Annotated in this window: 12 protein-coding genes; 2 read left to right on the forward strand and 10 right to left on the reverse strand. The window is 60.1% G+C overall.

Annotated features, from left to right (window positions below):
* Positions 1-2 precede the first annotated feature (2 nt).
* Both ACX3P5_RS15520 and ACX3P5_RS15525 read right to left on the reverse strand, forming a co-directional pair.
* Positions 3-482 (reverse strand): YjiG family protein, encoded by a 480-nt coding sequence (locus ACX3P5_RS15520; protein ID WP_233987123.1) that lies wholly within the window; start codon positions 480-482, stop codon positions 3-5.
* Positions 472-1140 carry a hypothetical protein gene (locus ACX3P5_RS15525; RefSeq protein WP_458968962.1) on the reverse strand — a complete coding sequence of 223 codons (669 nt, stop codon included), beginning with the start codon at positions 1138-1140 and terminating at the stop codon, positions 472-474. Before ACX3P5_RS15525 ends, ACX3P5_RS15520 begins: the two co-directional genes overlap by 11 nt.
* Before the next feature lie 480 nt (positions 1141-1620).
* On the opposite strand from ACX3P5_RS15525, the gene ftnA reads away from it, so the two are divergent.
* Positions 1621-2127 carry a non-heme ferritin gene (gene ftnA, locus ACX3P5_RS15530; protein WP_089561944.1) on the forward strand — a complete coding sequence of 169 codons (507 nt, stop codon included), beginning with the start codon at positions 1621-1623 and terminating at the stop codon, positions 2125-2127.
* A 57-nt stretch (positions 2128-2184) separates the two neighbouring features.
* Here the strand turns inward: ftnA and ACX3P5_RS15535 are convergent, their stop codons facing one another.
* Together ACX3P5_RS15535 and ACX3P5_RS15540 are read right to left on the reverse strand one after the other, a co-directional pair.
* Positions 2185-4548, reverse strand: a complete 2364-nt coding sequence (locus ACX3P5_RS15535; RefSeq protein ID WP_233987121.1) for a glycoside hydrolase family 31 protein — start codon at positions 4546-4548, stop codon at positions 2185-2187.
* A gap of 9 nt (positions 4549-4557) precedes the next feature.
* Positions 4558-5868: an MFS transporter gene (locus tag ACX3P5_RS15540; RefSeq protein WP_233987120.1), complete on the reverse strand. Its 1311-nt coding sequence runs from the start codon at positions 5866-5868 to the stop codon at positions 4558-4560.
* 223 nt (positions 5869-6091) lie between these two features.
* Here ACX3P5_RS15540 and ACX3P5_RS15545 point away from each other — a divergent pair, with 223 nt between their 5' ends.
* On the forward strand, positions 6092-7156 hold the full coding sequence (locus ACX3P5_RS15545) for a LacI family DNA-binding transcriptional regulator (protein WP_233987119.1): 1065 nt from the start codon (positions 6092-6094) through the stop codon (positions 7154-7156).
* On the opposite strand, the gene ACX3P5_RS15550 is transcribed toward ACX3P5_RS15545, so the two are convergent.
* From ACX3P5_RS15550 to ACX3P5_RS15575, 6 genes are all read right to left on the reverse strand, one after another.
* On the reverse strand, positions 7153-10002 hold the full coding sequence (locus tag ACX3P5_RS15550; protein ID WP_458968963.1) for an EAL domain-containing protein: 2850 nt from the start codon (positions 10000-10002) through the stop codon (positions 7153-7155). The two genes, ACX3P5_RS15545 and ACX3P5_RS15550, sit on opposite strands and share 4 nt — an antisense overlap.
* A 195-nt stretch (positions 10003-10197) precedes the next feature.
* Entirely contained in the window at positions 10198-11286 is a 1089-nt protein-coding gene (locus ACX3P5_RS15555) for an MBL fold metallo-hydrolase (RefSeq protein ID WP_458968964.1), read from the reverse strand.
* Complete coding sequence (locus ACX3P5_RS15560) at positions 11274-13013, reverse strand: ABC transporter permease (RefSeq protein ID WP_458968965.1); 1740 nt, start codon at positions 13011-13013, stop codon at positions 11274-11276. The genes ACX3P5_RS15555 and ACX3P5_RS15560 overlap by 13 nt, the downstream gene beginning before the upstream one ends.
* A gap of 2 nt (positions 13014-13015) precedes the next feature.
* Complete coding sequence (locus ACX3P5_RS15565) at positions 13016-14017, reverse strand: ABC transporter substrate-binding protein (protein ID WP_336756540.1); 1002 nt, start codon at positions 14015-14017, stop codon at positions 13016-13018.
* Between the two features lie 15 nt (positions 14018-14032).
* The gene (locus tag ACX3P5_RS15570; protein ID WP_233987114.1) at positions 14033-15100 is read right to left on the reverse strand and encodes an ABC transporter ATP-binding protein; all 1068 of its coding nucleotides are present in this window, start codon (positions 15098-15100) and stop codon (positions 14033-14035) included.
* A 130-nt stretch (positions 15101-15230) separates the two neighbouring features.
* The gene (locus ACX3P5_RS15575; protein ID WP_233987113.1) at positions 15231-15833 is read right to left on the reverse strand and encodes a cupin domain-containing protein; all 603 of its coding nucleotides are present in this window, start codon (positions 15831-15833) and stop codon (positions 15231-15233) included.
* Positions 15834-15980: the final 147 nt, after the last annotated feature.

The raw sequence follows: 15980 nt of genomic DNA on the forward strand, positions 1-15980 counted from the left end.
CTTCACTCCTGAATAAACAGACGCATAACAAACATCGCGATCAGCGCATTGCTGATGCTTACCAGCATCAGCAGCGGCCAGTATTTTTTCGGTACATCGGCCACGCCCAGCAGCCGCCCCATATATTGCAGTTGCGATCCCATCAGAAAGATCGCCGGTGCCAGCACGGTAATATCCGCGCCGGTCAGCAGCCCTTTAGTCAGCAGGCTGACCGCCACGCCGGTGCCCGCCGATGAGGAGAGCCACGCGGTCAGCAGCACGGTAATCGCTTCGCCTGGCAGGCCAAACAGGCCCATCACCGGGGCAAAAACCTGTCCCAGCAACGGCATAATACCGAGCAGGTTGAGCACTTCCGCCAGCACATACGCCATCACCACATTGGGCATCAGATTATGAATGGCGATATGAAAGCCTTTACGCGCACCGGTGACAAACACATCAAACGGGTTATGACTGACGTTGGCGGCGTTATTATTTTCCATCGCTGAAATCCTTTTGATAAACACTGTTTAACACGAAGCGGGTTATCGCCGCACCGACAAATTTCAGCACCAGCATGAGCATCAGCGGGATAATGATCGGCAGCGTCATTGAGGCAAACAGCGCCGAACCAATAGCAAAATAGTTATTGATTAAACCGGCGCCGGAATATTGCCAGGCGCACATCACCACGACCTCTTTTTTACCGATCTGTTTCTGATCAGCCATCTCTTTGGTTAATGCCGCGCCTGCGTCGGTGCTTTGCAGATCGGTAATTAACGCCAGCCCGTAGCGTCCCGGCAGGCCCATTAAGGGTTTCAGTAATGGCGTAAGCAGCCGGTGCGCTGCGCGAATCGCGCCGTAGTGGGTGAAGATTTCCAGCACGCCCAGCGCCAGCATCACGGTCGGCGTGAGTGACAGCGCAAACAGGAAACCCGCTTTAGCACTAAGCCCGCCGGCCCCAAGAAAGGTGTTGCTGGCCGGATCTTTCATGGTGCCAAAGCTGCCACCCAGCGTGGTGAAGTCAAACGCCCCCAGCCATTTCAGCCCATCCACCCGATAAAACAGCCCCGAGAAAAACAGGATGGCGAAAATCAGCGCCAGATAACTGCCTTTACTGGCGCTGACGGTTTCCGCCTTAACCACACTCTGATTCGACATTATTTCCTCCTGATGTCGCTGACCTGCCGTTTATTCCGCGCTGCGGCAGCGTTCAATATTGGGAACTCTGTTTTAAGCAGGAATTATGCCAGCGCACAGCGAACGTCCCTTATTCAGCGCTGACCCAGCCATAACCGGCGAATAATCCACCGCAATGGGCGGGATCTATTTAGCGGACGCAGACTCACTGCGCCGGAATTATTTTCATCACGAAATCAGATTGGCGAAAATGAAATCAGTGCCAGGCCGCCTGCACCAGCATGACTCAGCCAGAGTGCACTAAAAGGGTGCCAGCGATACAGAGTGTGAAGCTGATAAAAAATGAGAATCCGTCGCATTCAGGTTGTGAAATAATTCTATTTAAATCAAACAGATAAATTGGCAGTTTTTGCGGAAAAGGCTTCACATTGCTAACATGTTTGATGCATAATTCACCGCCTCTCACCTGTTTTTTTAACATATTCTTACAAGGACTCGGCCATGCTGACTGCTGAAATGACTGGGCGTCTGAACGACCAGCTGAACCTGGAATTTTTCTCCGCCAATCTTTATCTGCAAATGAGTGCCTGGTGCAGCGACAAAGGATTCGAAGGTGCCGCCTCGTTCCTGAAAATGCACTCGCGCGAAGAGATGGAACACATGCAGCGCCTGTTCGATTATCTGAGCGATACCGGCGCGATGCCGGTACTGGGCACCATTGCTGCACCGCCGGTTTCATTCACCTCCCTGAATGAAATCCTGCAGCAGGCGCTGGAGCACGAGCAGCTGATCACCACCAAAATCAACGAGCTGGTGCACGCGGCGATGACCTCACAGGATTACCCGACCTTTAATTTCCTGCAGTGGTACGTGGCTGAGCAGCACGAAGAAGAGAAGCTGTTCAAAACCGTGCTGGATAAACTGGCGATGGTAAGCAACAGCGGTAACGGTCTGTTCCTGGTCGATAAAGATCTGGGCCGGATGAGCACCGAAAACCACAGCGCGTAATACTATCGGCCCAGTCCCTGGGCCGACCTTTTCCTGCTCCGCCGCGATAACCGCCGGTTAGTCCAGCCGGTATACGCTGGCTGGCTCGCCGTTAACCCACAACGCCCGCGTCTCGCCTGCTGGCAATACCAGGCTGATTTCACGCCACGCCGGCTGGTAATCGCCGCGTTTTTCAATCGTCAGATCGATTCGGGTAGCGCTGCCGCGCAGCGTCCAGTTCAGCCACAGCGCATTTCCCTGCTGCCAGCCATAACTTTCACCGTCATCGTCAAACACCTCTCCCTGCGTCACCGCCTCCGCGGGCGCTGGCCATAACTGCCACTGACGCACCCGGTCGCGTTGCGCATCGGTGGTGCTTTCACACTCGCCCAGCGGAATCACTGCCCCGGCACGTACCAGCAACGGCAGACGATCCAGCGGCGCATCCAGCGTAATCTGCTCACCGCCAGCCAGCCACTGACCGCTGTGCCAGTCATACCAGCCATGCCCGTTGTGCGGCAGATAGACCTCACGCTGTCGCGCGCCCTGCTCCACCACGCTGGCGACCAGCAGATCGCGCCCCAGCATAAAGTCATCATTTTCCTGCCAGCTGCGCGGGTCCTGTTCATGATCGAGAAAGGTCGGACGCAGCATCGGCTCATCCTGCGCGCTGGCCTGCCACGCCAGGGTGTAGAGATAAGGCATCAGGCGATAACGCAGCCGAATCGCCTCGCGGATCATCGGCGTCACTTCCGGGTACATCCAGGGCTCATTCACCGTGTGATCGTCATTCCATGAGTGAATGGTAAAGCGCGGATGCATCACGCCATTCTGAACCCAGCGCACAAACAGCTCGGCATCGGGCTTGTCGCCGGAAAAACCGCCGACGTCATGGCCGACGTTATAGAGTCCGGAGAGGCTCATCCCCAGCCCCATGCGGATGTTGTAGCGCAGGGTTTGCCAGCTGGTCCGGTTGTCGCCGCTCCAGGTTTGTACATAGCGCTGCATCCCGGCACAGCCGGAGCGCGAGATCAGGTAGGGCCGCTTGTCGGGCGCGAACTGCTGCTGTGCCTCCATTGAGGCGCGCATCATCAGTAACGGCATCACCGGCCGGATATGCTTGATGGCAATCGGCTGGCCGAAGCCGTGACAGCGCGCTTCGCCATCCCACACCTCATACTCATTGTTGTCGTTCCAGGTGGCATCAATGCCCTTTTCCAGCAGCTGACGGGTGACATTCTCCTGCCACCAGCGCACCGCCTGCGGATGGGTAAAGTCGAGGTGCGAACCTTCATCATCCCAGAACACCGACCGTTCAGGACGATCCTGCTCGGAATCGCGAATAAACAGCCCCTGCGCCGCCACTTCCTGATAACGCGGATGATCCTGGAGCAGACAGGGTTTGATGTTGGCCGCCAGCTTCATGCCGGCACGATGAAACGCCTCGCTCAGCGCGTTGGGATCGGGCACTTTGTCGTAGTTCCAGTTAAAGACGTAGCGCTTATTGTTAATCGAGGTATAGCCCGACGACAGCTGGAACGAGTCGCAGGGGATTTCATGCTCGCGGCACAGGCGAATAAACGATTGCAGCTGCTGTTGCGCGTCGGGCGCGTCGGTGTAGTGCATGGTCGAGCCGCTGTAGCCGAGGCTCCATTTTGGCTGAAACAGGGTGCGACCGGTCAGGCGCACAAAGGCTTTGGTGACCTCAAGCAGCGTCGGTCCCAGCATCATGTAGTAATCGAGATCGCCCGCCTCGGCGCGATAGCGGCGATAAGGCAGATGGTAGTTATCCAGCTCGTTGCCGAGATCGAGCCAGCTACTGCTGAGGTTGTCATAGAACAGGCCGAAACTGACGCCATCGCGCTGCGTCAGGGTAAACGGGATATGTTTATAGAGCGGATCGGTGCTGGCGGCGTTATAGCCCATCGCATCCAGATTGCGCATCTCAAAGCGACGGTTTGCGCGATTCAGATCGCCGCTCTTTTCTCCCAGGCCATAGACCCGATCCTGCGGCTGGCGGCGCTGATAGTGTTCCACGCCGTCGCCGTGGACGTTGAGCAGATAAGCGCCGGTATGGCGATCGGCGGCCAGCGGTTGCCAGTCAGCACCGTCGAACTGTTCCCAGCTCAGGCAGAGCGGCTGATGTACCGTGACCCGCAGCCGTCCGGTGCTGATCTGCACCTGTTGCGCATCGTGCTGCACGCTGAAATCGGGCAACGCAAAACCGTCCAGCGCTTCGCGATCACGGCCCTGCCACGGCACATCCTGATCGGGCGCGATGCTCCAGGTGCGGTTCAGCGCCAGCTCACCGTCGCGCTTCAGCAGCACCCGCATCAGTCCCTCTTCCAGCACATAGAGGCGCAGAAAATGACGATCCTCCACCTTCAGCTCAACGAAATGCGCAGCCTGCTGATGCAGGGTCCAGTTCTTCAGAGTTTTCATCGGATATCCTTAATGGTTTACCGGGCGCTGGCGGCGTTCGGCGATCAACATCACCAGGAAAACCGCGCCAATCAGGTCAAAAAAGCCCATTGCCACAAACAGCGGATTGAAGCCGATGGTATCGGCGGTGACACCGATAATCAGCGAGAAAATAAAGCTGGCGATCCATGCGCAGGAGCCGCGCATACCGTTAACCGTGGCCATCTGGCGGCGATCAAACCGCTCGACTACCAGCGCGCTCAGCATGCAGGAGATCACCTGATGGCCGAAGCCGCCGACGGAGATCAGCGCAATCGCCAGCCAGGGATCGTCAACCAGCGTCATCAGCGCCAGCGAGACCATCAGCAGCGCGCCGGTAACGGAGCTGGCGACGATGGAATTGACACGGGTCAGGCCGAACCAGCGCACATAAATTTTGGTCAGATAGCCGCTGGCGACGCTGCCGAGATCGGCGGCGAGGAACGGCAGCCAGGCGAACATCACAATCTGCTTGAGATCCATGCCGCGTTCGTTTGCCAGATAGAGCGGTACCCAGAAGCTCAGCACCGCCCAGGCCGGTTCCGCCAGAAAGGCCGGAATGGCGATGCCGTAAAATTTCTTCTCTTTGCCGATCACTTTTAACGCGGTGAAGAACGGCAGCTTCTCGCCGATCGCTTCATTATCCTGATTAATAAAGGCGCGCTCTTCATCGGAGAGACGCGGATGACGGTCCGGTGCGTGATAGCCCCACCACCACAGCCCGACCCACAGCAGGCCGAGCCCGCCGGTCAGCAGAAACGCGCCCTGCCAGCCAAAGGAGATGTGGGCAACGTAGATGATGGGCGGTGCCAGCATCGCGCCGACCGAGAAGCCGACGCCTGCCCAGCCCGCCGCCACCGGCCGCTCTTTTTTCGGGAACCAGTCGCCAATCGCTTTGGCGTTAGCCGGTGTGGCGGCCGCTTCCGACGCGCCCATCACGAAACGCAGCAGCGCCAGATGCAGCCAGCTGCCCGCACCCGCATGCAGCAGGCAGGTTACCGACCAGATCAGCGCACAAATCAGAAAGCCCATCTTCAGGCCGATCACATCGATCAGCCAGCCACAGATTGGCTGAAACAGGGTATAGGCCAGCTGAAACCCCGCCACCACCCATGAGTACTGTTCGGTAGTCATGTTGAGGCTGTTTTTCAGCTCCGGCGCCAGAATGCCGAGTGAGTTGCGGGTGATGTAGTTCACCGTTACCCCCAGCAGAAACATCCCCAGCATCCACCAGCGTAAATTTTTAATCACGCGAACCGTGCGCGAAGCGCTGATCGGCTTGGTTGTTGATTCGAGGCTCATAGTGCCACTCCTGATATGCGTTGATGACTCACACCGCCGGCAGGCGTACCGCGTGTCTGTGCAACGACGTTAGAAAAGTGCGAAACGTGGGTACAGCCTCTTTTTTGCAAACTTTTTCATGGCAGGCTAACGCCAGCGTAAAAAGCGTGGTCAATCGCTTATCTGACGCGATTCAGCACCTTATGAAAAATTTTTCATCAGCAGATTTGAAGGCGATCACAGAATGAAACAAAGGCTGAAAGTGAGTGAAATTGCGGCGCTGAGCGGGGTCTCGATCAGCACTGTCTCGCGGGTGCTGGCGGGAAAAGCCAATACCCGTCCCGCCACGCGCGACAAGGTGCTGGCGATTGCCCGGCAGCAGGGCGTGCTGAATAACCTGCACAGCGGTCGCCTGCTGCTGAACAATCTGATGGTGTTTGCGCCGCCGCGCGCCTTTGATGTGCGCAGTGATATCTTTTACTACAAGGTGATTCAGGGCATCAGTCAGGCGGTGGAGCCGCATGAGGTCAGGCTGCGCTACTGCGCGCTGGAGGAGATCGAGAGTGATGCGGCGCTGTTTATCGATAAGATGCAGCAGACCGAGGCGGCGCTGCTGATCGGCATCGATGACGAGCATATTCACCAGCTGGCGGCAGAGATGAACAAGCCCTGCGTGCTGATTAACGCCCGCGATCGCCGGATGCGTTTACCGTCAGTGTCGCCGCATCATCAGCTGATTGGCGAATTTTCGGCGCGCTACCTGTTTGAGCAGGGACACCGGCAGATCCTGTCGCTGCACTGCCTGCGGCGTTACACCATGGAGCAGCGCTTACAGGGCGTGCGCGACGCCTGGCACGCGATGAACCTGCGTTTTGACAGCCGTCAGCATCTGCTGACCCTTAACAGCTTCAGCAGCAATGAAGCGGCGGAACGGCTAAGTGAATATCTGCGCCACTGTCCCGACGCGCTGCGCCCGACGGCGATTCTGGCCAGCGGCGACTATATTGCGGCCGGGGCGGTCAGCGCGCTGGAGCAGGCTGGCCTGCGGGTGCCGCAGGATATTTCGGTGATGAGTATGGATGGCTTCAACCTGGCCGCCATCCACGATATTCCGCTGACCTCGGTGCAGGTGCCACGCGATGAGCTGGGCGCGGCGGCGGTGAGGATGCTGCAGGAACTGCGGCTGCATCCCGGCGCACCGCCCGGCACGCTGCTGCTGAATGGCAAACTGGTGGTGCGCGATTCGGTGCGCCGCATCCGCGATAATCTCAGCCATGCGCCGGTGCAGCAGCATGGCCTGTATGATTAACCCAGCGTTTTCAGCCGCAGCTCTGAGGGCTGCGGACGGCCGAACAGGAAGCCCTGGAACAGCGTACAGCCTTCGTCACGCAGCTTCGCGAACTGTTCGCTGCTCTCCACGCCTTCGGCGGTGATCTGAATATCCAGGCTGCGGCTCATGCCGGTAATCGCCCGGATAATCGCCAGCGCCTCGCGGCTGTCACCCATGTCGTTAATAAATGACTTATCGATTTTGATCTTATCGAACGGGAAGGAGCGCAGATAACTCAGTGACGAATAGCCGGTACCGAAATCATCCAGCGCAATCTGTACCCCCAGCGCTTTCAGGTTTTGCAGCGTGCGGATATTGCCGAGCGAGTCATCCAGCAGCACTGACTCGGTGATCTCCACCTCCAGCCGGGCCGGGTCGAGCCCCGATTCCGCCAGCGCGCCTTCCACCACCGACACCAGCGAGCTGTTTTTGAACTGCAGCGGCGACAGGTTCACCGACACCGACTGCACCCCTTCCCAGCTTGCCGCTTCGCGACAGGCTTCATACAGGGCAAACGCCCCCAGCATATGAATCAGCCCGGTCTCTTCGGCAATCGGGATAAAGTCGTTCGGCATGATCAGCCCGCGGATCGGATGATGCCAGCGCATCAGCGCTTCATAGCCGATGATGGTGATGTTGTCGCCGTTGGTGATCGGCTGATAGTAGAGGCGCAGATGCCCGCCGCTGATCGCGTCGCGCAGATCGTTCTCAATCACGCGCCGGCTGCGCGCCACATCATCCATCGCCAGGGTGAAATGCTCAAAGCGGTTACGGCCATTGCGTTTGGCTTCATACAGCGCCATGTCGGCACAGCGCAGCAGCTGTTCCGGCGTATTGGTGATGGTGGTGCTGAGCGCGATGCCGACGCTTAGCCCCACCGACAGGTTATGGCCTTCAATATTCACCGGCGGCCGAATCGCTTCGATCAGGCGCTGCGCCACAATGCTGGCTTCATCATTGTTAGCCACCGACGGCAGCACGATGGCGAACTCGTCACCGCCAATGCGCGCCAGCGTATCCTGATCGCGCAGGGTACTGCGCAGGCGCTTCGCCACCGAGCGTAACAGCTCATCACCAATCTGGTGGCCCAGCGCGTCATTGACGTTCTTGAAGTTATCGAGGTCCAGACAGAGTGCCGCCGTCTGGCGCTCTGTCTGGCTGGCGGTGCGCAACGCCTCGCTCAGACGCTGGCGGAACAGAATGCGGTTTGGCAGGCTGGTGAGGTTGTCATGGTGCGCCATATGGTGAATGCGGGCATCGGCAGCACGCTGATCGGTGACATCTTCCACGATCAGCATCAGGTAGTTACGCCGCGCATCCTGGCCGTTGATGGCGGTGGCGCGGGTATGCAGAATGCGTTCGCCGCTGGCGGTCATCAGCAGTTGCTCACGCTCATGAATACCTTCACTGCGCAGCGCCACATCGGCGAGATTATTGAAATAGTCGCTCAGCTCAGGCGACATACATTCATGGGGCCGCTTGTTCACAATCAGCGATTTCGACAGGCCAAACAGCTGCTGCGAACGATCGTTGACCAGCAGGATCTCGCGAGTGATCGCATCTTCTACGATCACACAGGAGGGAATATTGGCGATGATATTATCAAGAAACTTCGACAGCGCGGTCTTCTGCGCACTCTGGGCTTCAGCCAGATCGCGGGCGCGCAGCACCTGCTGCTCCTGCTCACGCCGCTCGGTGCGATCGCGGGTAATTTTGGCAAACCCCATCAGCTTGCCATCATCGTCATGGATCGCATCGATCACTACATGTGCCCAGAAGGCGCTGCCATCTTTGCGGTAACGCCAGCCTTCATCCTCAAAGCGGCCGGTCTTCAGAGCGATGCCGAGGTTCGCTTCCGGGGTGCGATTCAGTCGTTCCTGGGCGCTGTAAAACAGCGAGAAATGCTGACCGACGATCTCATCCGCCTTGTAACCTTTGGCACGCTGCGCGCCCGCATTCCAGTTCACCACCCGCCCTTCGATATCCAGCATGTAGATGGCGTAATCGGTGACGCCTTCGACCAGCAGGCGAAAACGCTGTTCATGTTCACGCTGCAGATTGCGGATGCGCTGCTGTTCACTGCAGTCGCGGGTGATTTTGGCATAGCCGATCAGTTTGCCCTGATCGTCGCGGATCGCATCGATCACGACGTGCGCCCAGAACGCGCTGCCATCTTTGCGGTAGCGCCAGCCCTCATCTTCGAAGCGGCCAGTGCGGTAAGCGGTTTGCAGGTTTTGCGACGGCAGATGCTTCAGCCGATCCTGCGCGCTGTAGAAGCGTGAGAAATGCTGGCCGACAATCTCTTCGGCGACATAGCCTTTGGCGCGCTGGGCACCGGCATTCCAGTTCACCACGTTGCCGTCGTGATCGAGCATATAGATGGCGTAATCGGTGACGCCCTCCACCAGCAGGCGAAAGCGCGCCTCCTGCTCACGTTCTTTACGTTGCTGTTCCTGCTGCCGGGTACAGTCGCGGGTGATGTGGGCGAATCCCACCAGCAGGCCGGCATCGCTGCGCATCGGGTTAATCACTTCATGCGCCCAGAACGCACTGCCATCTTTGCGGTAGCGCCAGCCTTCGGTTTCGTAGTGTCCGGCGGTAGCGGCGATATCCAGACCACGCTGCGGCAGGGCCCGGCGGCGATCCTCTTCGCTGTAGAACAGGGCGAAGCTGCGGCCGATAATTTCGTCTGGCGCATAGCCGATGGTGCGCCCGGCTCCCTGATTCCAGCTGGCGACAGCACCATCGGGTTTGAGCATAGTGATGGCGTAATCAGTCACGCTTTGTATCAGCATGCGATACATGACATCAGAGTTATTATCCATTGTTATTAGCCTGCTGCTCGGTAGCCGGGTGATGGCTTAGGAATGTTCTTAATCGCGTAGGCAGACTACAGCTGAAAAGGGCTGAGATCACAAGCGCATTAAGAAGATTAACCAATGTTAGTAGGGGGTTTATCGGCAGCGGCAAGTAAATGTTCAATCACAACGGCGCGCCGGCCCGCAGCCAGACGCGGTGCGTCAGGCGACGCTTTCCCAGCGCGAGGAGAGAGGATAGTACTGTTGCCAGCAGAGCGCTGCCGGGCTTTGGTCGGTCAGCTGTCGGCACTGTTCCGGTGCGACAAAGGCCGGGATCACCTGTTGTGCCGCCGTCTGCCTGATTAGCGTCAGCTGATCGTCAAGCGGTGGATGGACGTTCCACGGCAGCCAGCGGGCAGCCCCGGTTTGCAGCATCTCAGACGCGCGCGTACCGGCGGCGACGTGACTGCTGAAGATCAGGCGGAAGTCGGGCTGATGGCTGAGCTGAGCTGCCAGCCCACTGTCGGCCACCGCATCCGCTGCAACGATCACCGCATCCGGTCGCCAGCACGCCGGCGTGGCGATGCGCAGCAGGCTGGCCAGCGCCAGCGTAGCCGCAGCGGGCAGGCTGTTGAGCGCCAGCAGCTGCGCCACCTCTTCCCGCACCTGCGGGCACATCACCACCGGCAGTCCGCGCGCGCTGAGCTGCAGCGCCATCTCCGGTCCGCGTCCGTGCAGCGGCGCGGTAACCACCGCGCCCGGCCTGGCCGCCTGTGCCAGCGCGTCAATCTGCTGCGCCAGCCGCTGATTCCGGTCGCCATAGGAGCCATCGGTGATCAACAGTCGCGCGCGTGGCGGAGAGTCGAACGGCAACAGCAGCGACTCGCGGCTCCAGTCCCCCATATAGGTGATGCCGCCCGCCACCGGCAGATGAAACCAGATCGATCCCGGCGAATGCCCGCTGCGTCCGGTGAACAGATTCAGCGGTCCCAGTGCGCACTGGCCGCGCAGCGGCAGAATGTGCCGCGCCGGCTGCGGTACGCCGCACTCGCCCAGCTGCTGCCAGGTGAGATCGCTGGCATAGACCGGCGGTGAACCGATGTCGGCCCAGCTATCGAGCGCCGCCGCATGATCCACATGGGAATGGGTCAGGCAGAGCGCATCGACCTGACCGATAGCGGAGATGGCAGGCCGCACGCCCGGCTCCGGCCCGGCGCCTAAATCCCACAGCAGCCGGTACCCCTCTATCTCCAGCAGGAAAGCGGCCGGCAGTTTACCGCCGACGCCGCTGATCACCGTCAGGCTTGCCATGGCAGCACTCCCTGCGGCAAACGGCGCGTCAGCCGCGACGCCAGCAGCATCAAGCCCAGCACCACCAGGATCATCAGGCAGCCGACGGCCGCCGCCAGCGGTGCCGATCCGCCTTCATCAAGGAAGATAATGGTCGGGCCAAGCGTCTGGGTTTGCGCGGTGACCAGCAGCACCGAAACCTGTATTTCATTCAGCGCGGTGAGGAACACCAGCAGCGCGCCAGCCAGTACCGAAGGGGCCGCCAGTGGCAGCAGGATATCAATCATTCGCCGCATCAGGCCTGCACCGCACAAGCGCGCCGCTTCATCCAGCGAAGGTTCAATCCGGGCGAATCCGGCCAGCGTCGGCCTGAGTACCAGCGCGAGGAAGTTGGCCAGATAGGCCGCGAGAATGATCCACACCGTGCCATACAGCGAAAAACCGAGCAGCGGCAGCGGCCGCAGGAAAAACAGTATCGCTGCCACGCCGGTGACAATGCCGGGCAGCGCATAGGTCAGTTCACTGGCGAACCCCAGCCCGCGCACCAGCCGGGTGCGACGCCAGCTAAGAAAGAAGGCCAGAAACAGCGCTATGATGCTGAGCAGCACCGCCGTCAGTCCGGTGAGCCACAGGCTGGTAAAGAAGGCCTGACGGATCGCCGGATAGCCCCACAGCGCCTGCTGAAAATTCTCCAGCGTCAGGGTTTGCCTGTTCAGCGCCTGACCAAAACCGCGGGTTAACGCGGTGGTCAGCAAGGCGCTGAGCGGCAGCAGCAAAGTGGTCACCATCCACAGCCAGGCGGTGATTTCGATCGGTAGCCGGCTGTGACGCAGCGGCTGGTGCCAGGGGCGCGGCGAGCCGCTGACCCGCACATCGCGTCGCCCGCCGAGCCAGCCGCTGATCAGCATCCCGGCGAGGGTGATCAGCGCAATCAGCATCGAGTAGACGGCGGTATTGGGCAGCGCATCGGGTCCAAGGGTATTGAGCTGTTGATAGACCAGCGTAATCAGCGTCGGCACCCGCGCCGGAATCCCCAGCATCGCCTGAATGCCGAAGTTGCCGACGGCGGCGACAAACGCCAGCGCCGCCCCGGCGAAGATCGCGGGTCGCGCCAGCGGCAGGATCACCGTCAGCAGGATCTGGCGCGGTGATGCGCCACTGACGCGGGCCGCCTCGATCAGTTCAGCGGGTAAGCGACGCAGCCCGGCACGTACCGTCAGAAACACCAGCGGCGCATTGTGCAGCCCCAGCAGCAGCACCATGCCGGTCGCTGAATAGAGCGGCTGCTCACCGGCCGCCAGCCAGGAACCGCCCAGCGCGTTGACCAGCGCGGCCAGCGCGCTTCCCGGTGCCAGCGCCTGAACCCAGGCCAGCGCGGTCACCTGCGGCGGGATCATCAGCGGCAGAATAAAGGCAAATACCCAGGCGGCTTTGGCGCGCAGATCGGTCAGCGCCACCAGCCAGGCGGCCACCGTTCCCAGCAGCAGCGACAACAGCGTCGCGCTGATGCCGATGGTCAGAGTATTCAGCGTGGCGCTGAGCACCCGGCGGCTGGTCAGTAACCGCAGCAGACGATTGCCATCCACCACGCCATCGGGAGCCAGCGCGGTGCCGATCAGCCGGGCAAAAGGTGCTACCGACAACAGGCCGATCACTAGTACCAGCAGCGCCAGCACCAGCGGTTCCGCCCACCATCTGCCGCGCCTGGCGGCCTGACCACTACGCCATTCGTTGCCCAGCACGCTCATGCTCAGCCGCCAAACAGTTCGGTAAAGGTATCGCGTACCTGGGCATCATCGGCCACCGCTTTCGCCACGTCCGGCGTCAGCAGTTTGATCTGGTCAATTGGCGCAAAACCCTCAGGTGCCGCCACGCGCGCATCCACCGGCCGGTTGCCCTGCTTCGCCACCAGCTGCTGACCCGCTTCCGACAGCATGAAATCAACAAACGCTTTGGCGGCTGGCAGATTATGCACCGACTTCATGATCGCCACCGGCTCGGTCACATAGGAGACGCCCTCCTGCGGATAGACCAGATCGATGGGTGAGCCCTGCTTTTTGGCGCGGATAATATCGGCATCGGTGATGACGCCATATTTATCCATGCCGCTGGCGACCGCTTTCAGCGCCGGTCCGTTACCGCCCTGCGGCGCGATGCCGATCGCCGCCAGCTGTTGATAGAATTGCCAGCCGATCGATGGCGTATTGATATCGGTGTGCAGCTTGTAGAGCGCCGCGCCGGAATAGAGCGGGCTGGGCACGGCAATCTGACCGCTGTTTTCCGCTACCGCCAGCGCTTTCCAGCTGGTGACCGGCTTCGCGCGTTGGGTGTTATAAGCGATCACCGTGGCGATAATTTTGGTGCCGAAGAAGGTTTTATCCGCATCGTAATAGGCGGACTTCAGGTGGCTGACCGGCGCGGTTTGATAGGGATAGAGTTGCCCCTCTTTTTTGAGTGCGCCCAGATTGATCGCGTCGGCGACCAGCAGCACATCGGGTTTCACCTGGCCGCTCATCATCTCGGTATGCAGCACGTTCATCAGCTGGGTGGTGCCGTTGCGGGTCCACTCCACCTCAACTGCTGGGTAAGCGGCTTTGAAGGCATCAATGGTCTGCTGGGCGATTTCAGGCGCCTGCGAGGTGTAGATCACCAGTTTGCCGCCAGGCGCATCCGCCGCCTGCGACAGGGTTGAGGCCGTGAAGCCCGATAACAACAACAGCGCGTGGAGCGAAGTACGAAAAGCCGTTTTCATGGTCAGTGAAACCCTTTATGCAGGAAGAATCCAGCCGTCATCGACGGCGACGCCGACGGTGTCATCCACCGCCAGTAAAGCCGCATCGTTAAGCGTCAGCGACAGGCTGACATCCGGTTGATTAAGCGGCCGAAGATTGATCTGATGGTGGCCGCCGCGAAAGATAATGCGTTCGACGCGTGCGGCAAACTGGCGTTCATCTGCCGCAGCCAGATGGAAACTGACGCTGTGGAAGCTGGCTTTGCCGTGCGGCAGCGGTCGCTGGCGAGGCGAACAGCGCAGCAGCACCCGCAGCCCGCACAGCGTGGCGGTGGCGTTGCCGGGGTCCAGCGGTTCAATGTCGCTGACCGGCAGCACCCGCCCGTCATCAATAAAGGTCGCGACCATCTCGTTAGCCGGTTCGCGCCACAGGGTCTGCGGACTGGCGAACTGCATCACTTTGCCGTGATCGAGAACCACGATGCGGTCGGCCAGCGCCATCGCTTCGCGTTGATCGTGGGTGATATAGAGTAAGGTGGCGCCGCTGTGGCGATGGAAGCGGCGGAACTCCTCTTCCATGGTGGCGCGCAGATGGACATCGAGGTTAGCCAGCGGCTCATCCAGCAGCACCAGCGTGGGCCGGGCTACCAGGCAGCGCGCCAGGGCCACGCGCTGGCGCTGGCCGCCGGAGAGATCGGCGGGTCGGCGGTCGGCGAAGCGATCCAGCCCGACCAGCGTCAGGGCCTGGCTGGTGCGCAGCAGACGTTCTGCTCGTGCCACACCGTTGACTTTCAGGCTGTAGGCGACGTTTTCCGCCACCGTCATATGCGGCCACAGGGCGTAGTTCTGAAAGACCACGCCGAGATCGCGCGCTTCCGGTGGCAGATGCAGCCCGTCTGCGGCGACCTGCCGCTCACCGATACGAATTTCACCGCTGTCGAGCGTTTCAAAACCGGCCAGCAGCCGCAGCAACGTGGTTTTGCCACAGCCCGATGGCCCGAGTACGGCGACAAATTCGCCCTGATTAATCTGTAACGAAATTGCGTCCAGTACCGGCTGCGTCCCGAAGGCTTTGTGCAGCCCGGTTAACGAAATTGCCGCCATCTCATTCTGCCCCTGCCGTTTACGTTCTGGGCAAAACGCTACGACAGTTTGATGACAGCCCGGTGACAACCGGGCTCAATCGTCGCGCTACACCGTCAGGCCGCGACAAGCCGGGCGGACGCGCCGGGATTTACTGCTGAGAGGTCAGCGCCGCAATCGGCTGCCAGATATCGGTCATCGCGCCCTCTTTGCCGGTAAACGGGTCCTGATGCGGCAGCGGAACGTTTTTGACCTGCGCCTGCGACGCTTTCAGCTTAGCGGGCTCATCACGCAGCGTTTCCGGTGACATGCCCTGCGGATAAGCGCCGACGACCAGAAAATCTTCGCTGGCGCTGACCTGCCGGTGTCCGACGCCCGCCGGGATCAGGACCGCATCCCCGGCACGCAGCGTGACCATCCGGCCGCTGTCGCCGCCAAACAGTACTTCTGCCCAGCCCGCCGCCACGCCCAGCAGTTCGTGGGTATTCGGGTGATAATGGGTGTAGGGGAAAATCGGGTAGCGCCAGGCGGGCGGCCAGCCATGTTGCCCGAAGGTTTTTTCAAACCAGGCCGCGATATCCTCTTCCTCTTCTGGCACCACGCGTGGCCAGATAATCAGGGGTAACGGGTTGTTTGGCACACCGCCCGACGGGCTGGCGAGCATCAGGTGCTGGGGGTTGTCAGAGGCTCCGGCAGAGAAGGTGCCCGCGGCGAACGACATCAGCAACATCAGACTGGAGGATTGAACAGTCATACAGGTTCTCCGGTTTTTTTCTAAGTGTGGCAAAGCCGGGCCACAATGCAATGTGCGCCAGTCGACACAATTAACATAATTAACTGATATTGCTAACTAAAGCCAAATGTGTCGTTAACAATGTTGCGATGCAATAGCGAAGCGGTT

It is taken from the genome of Pantoea sp. S-LA4 (assembly GCF_054482835.1).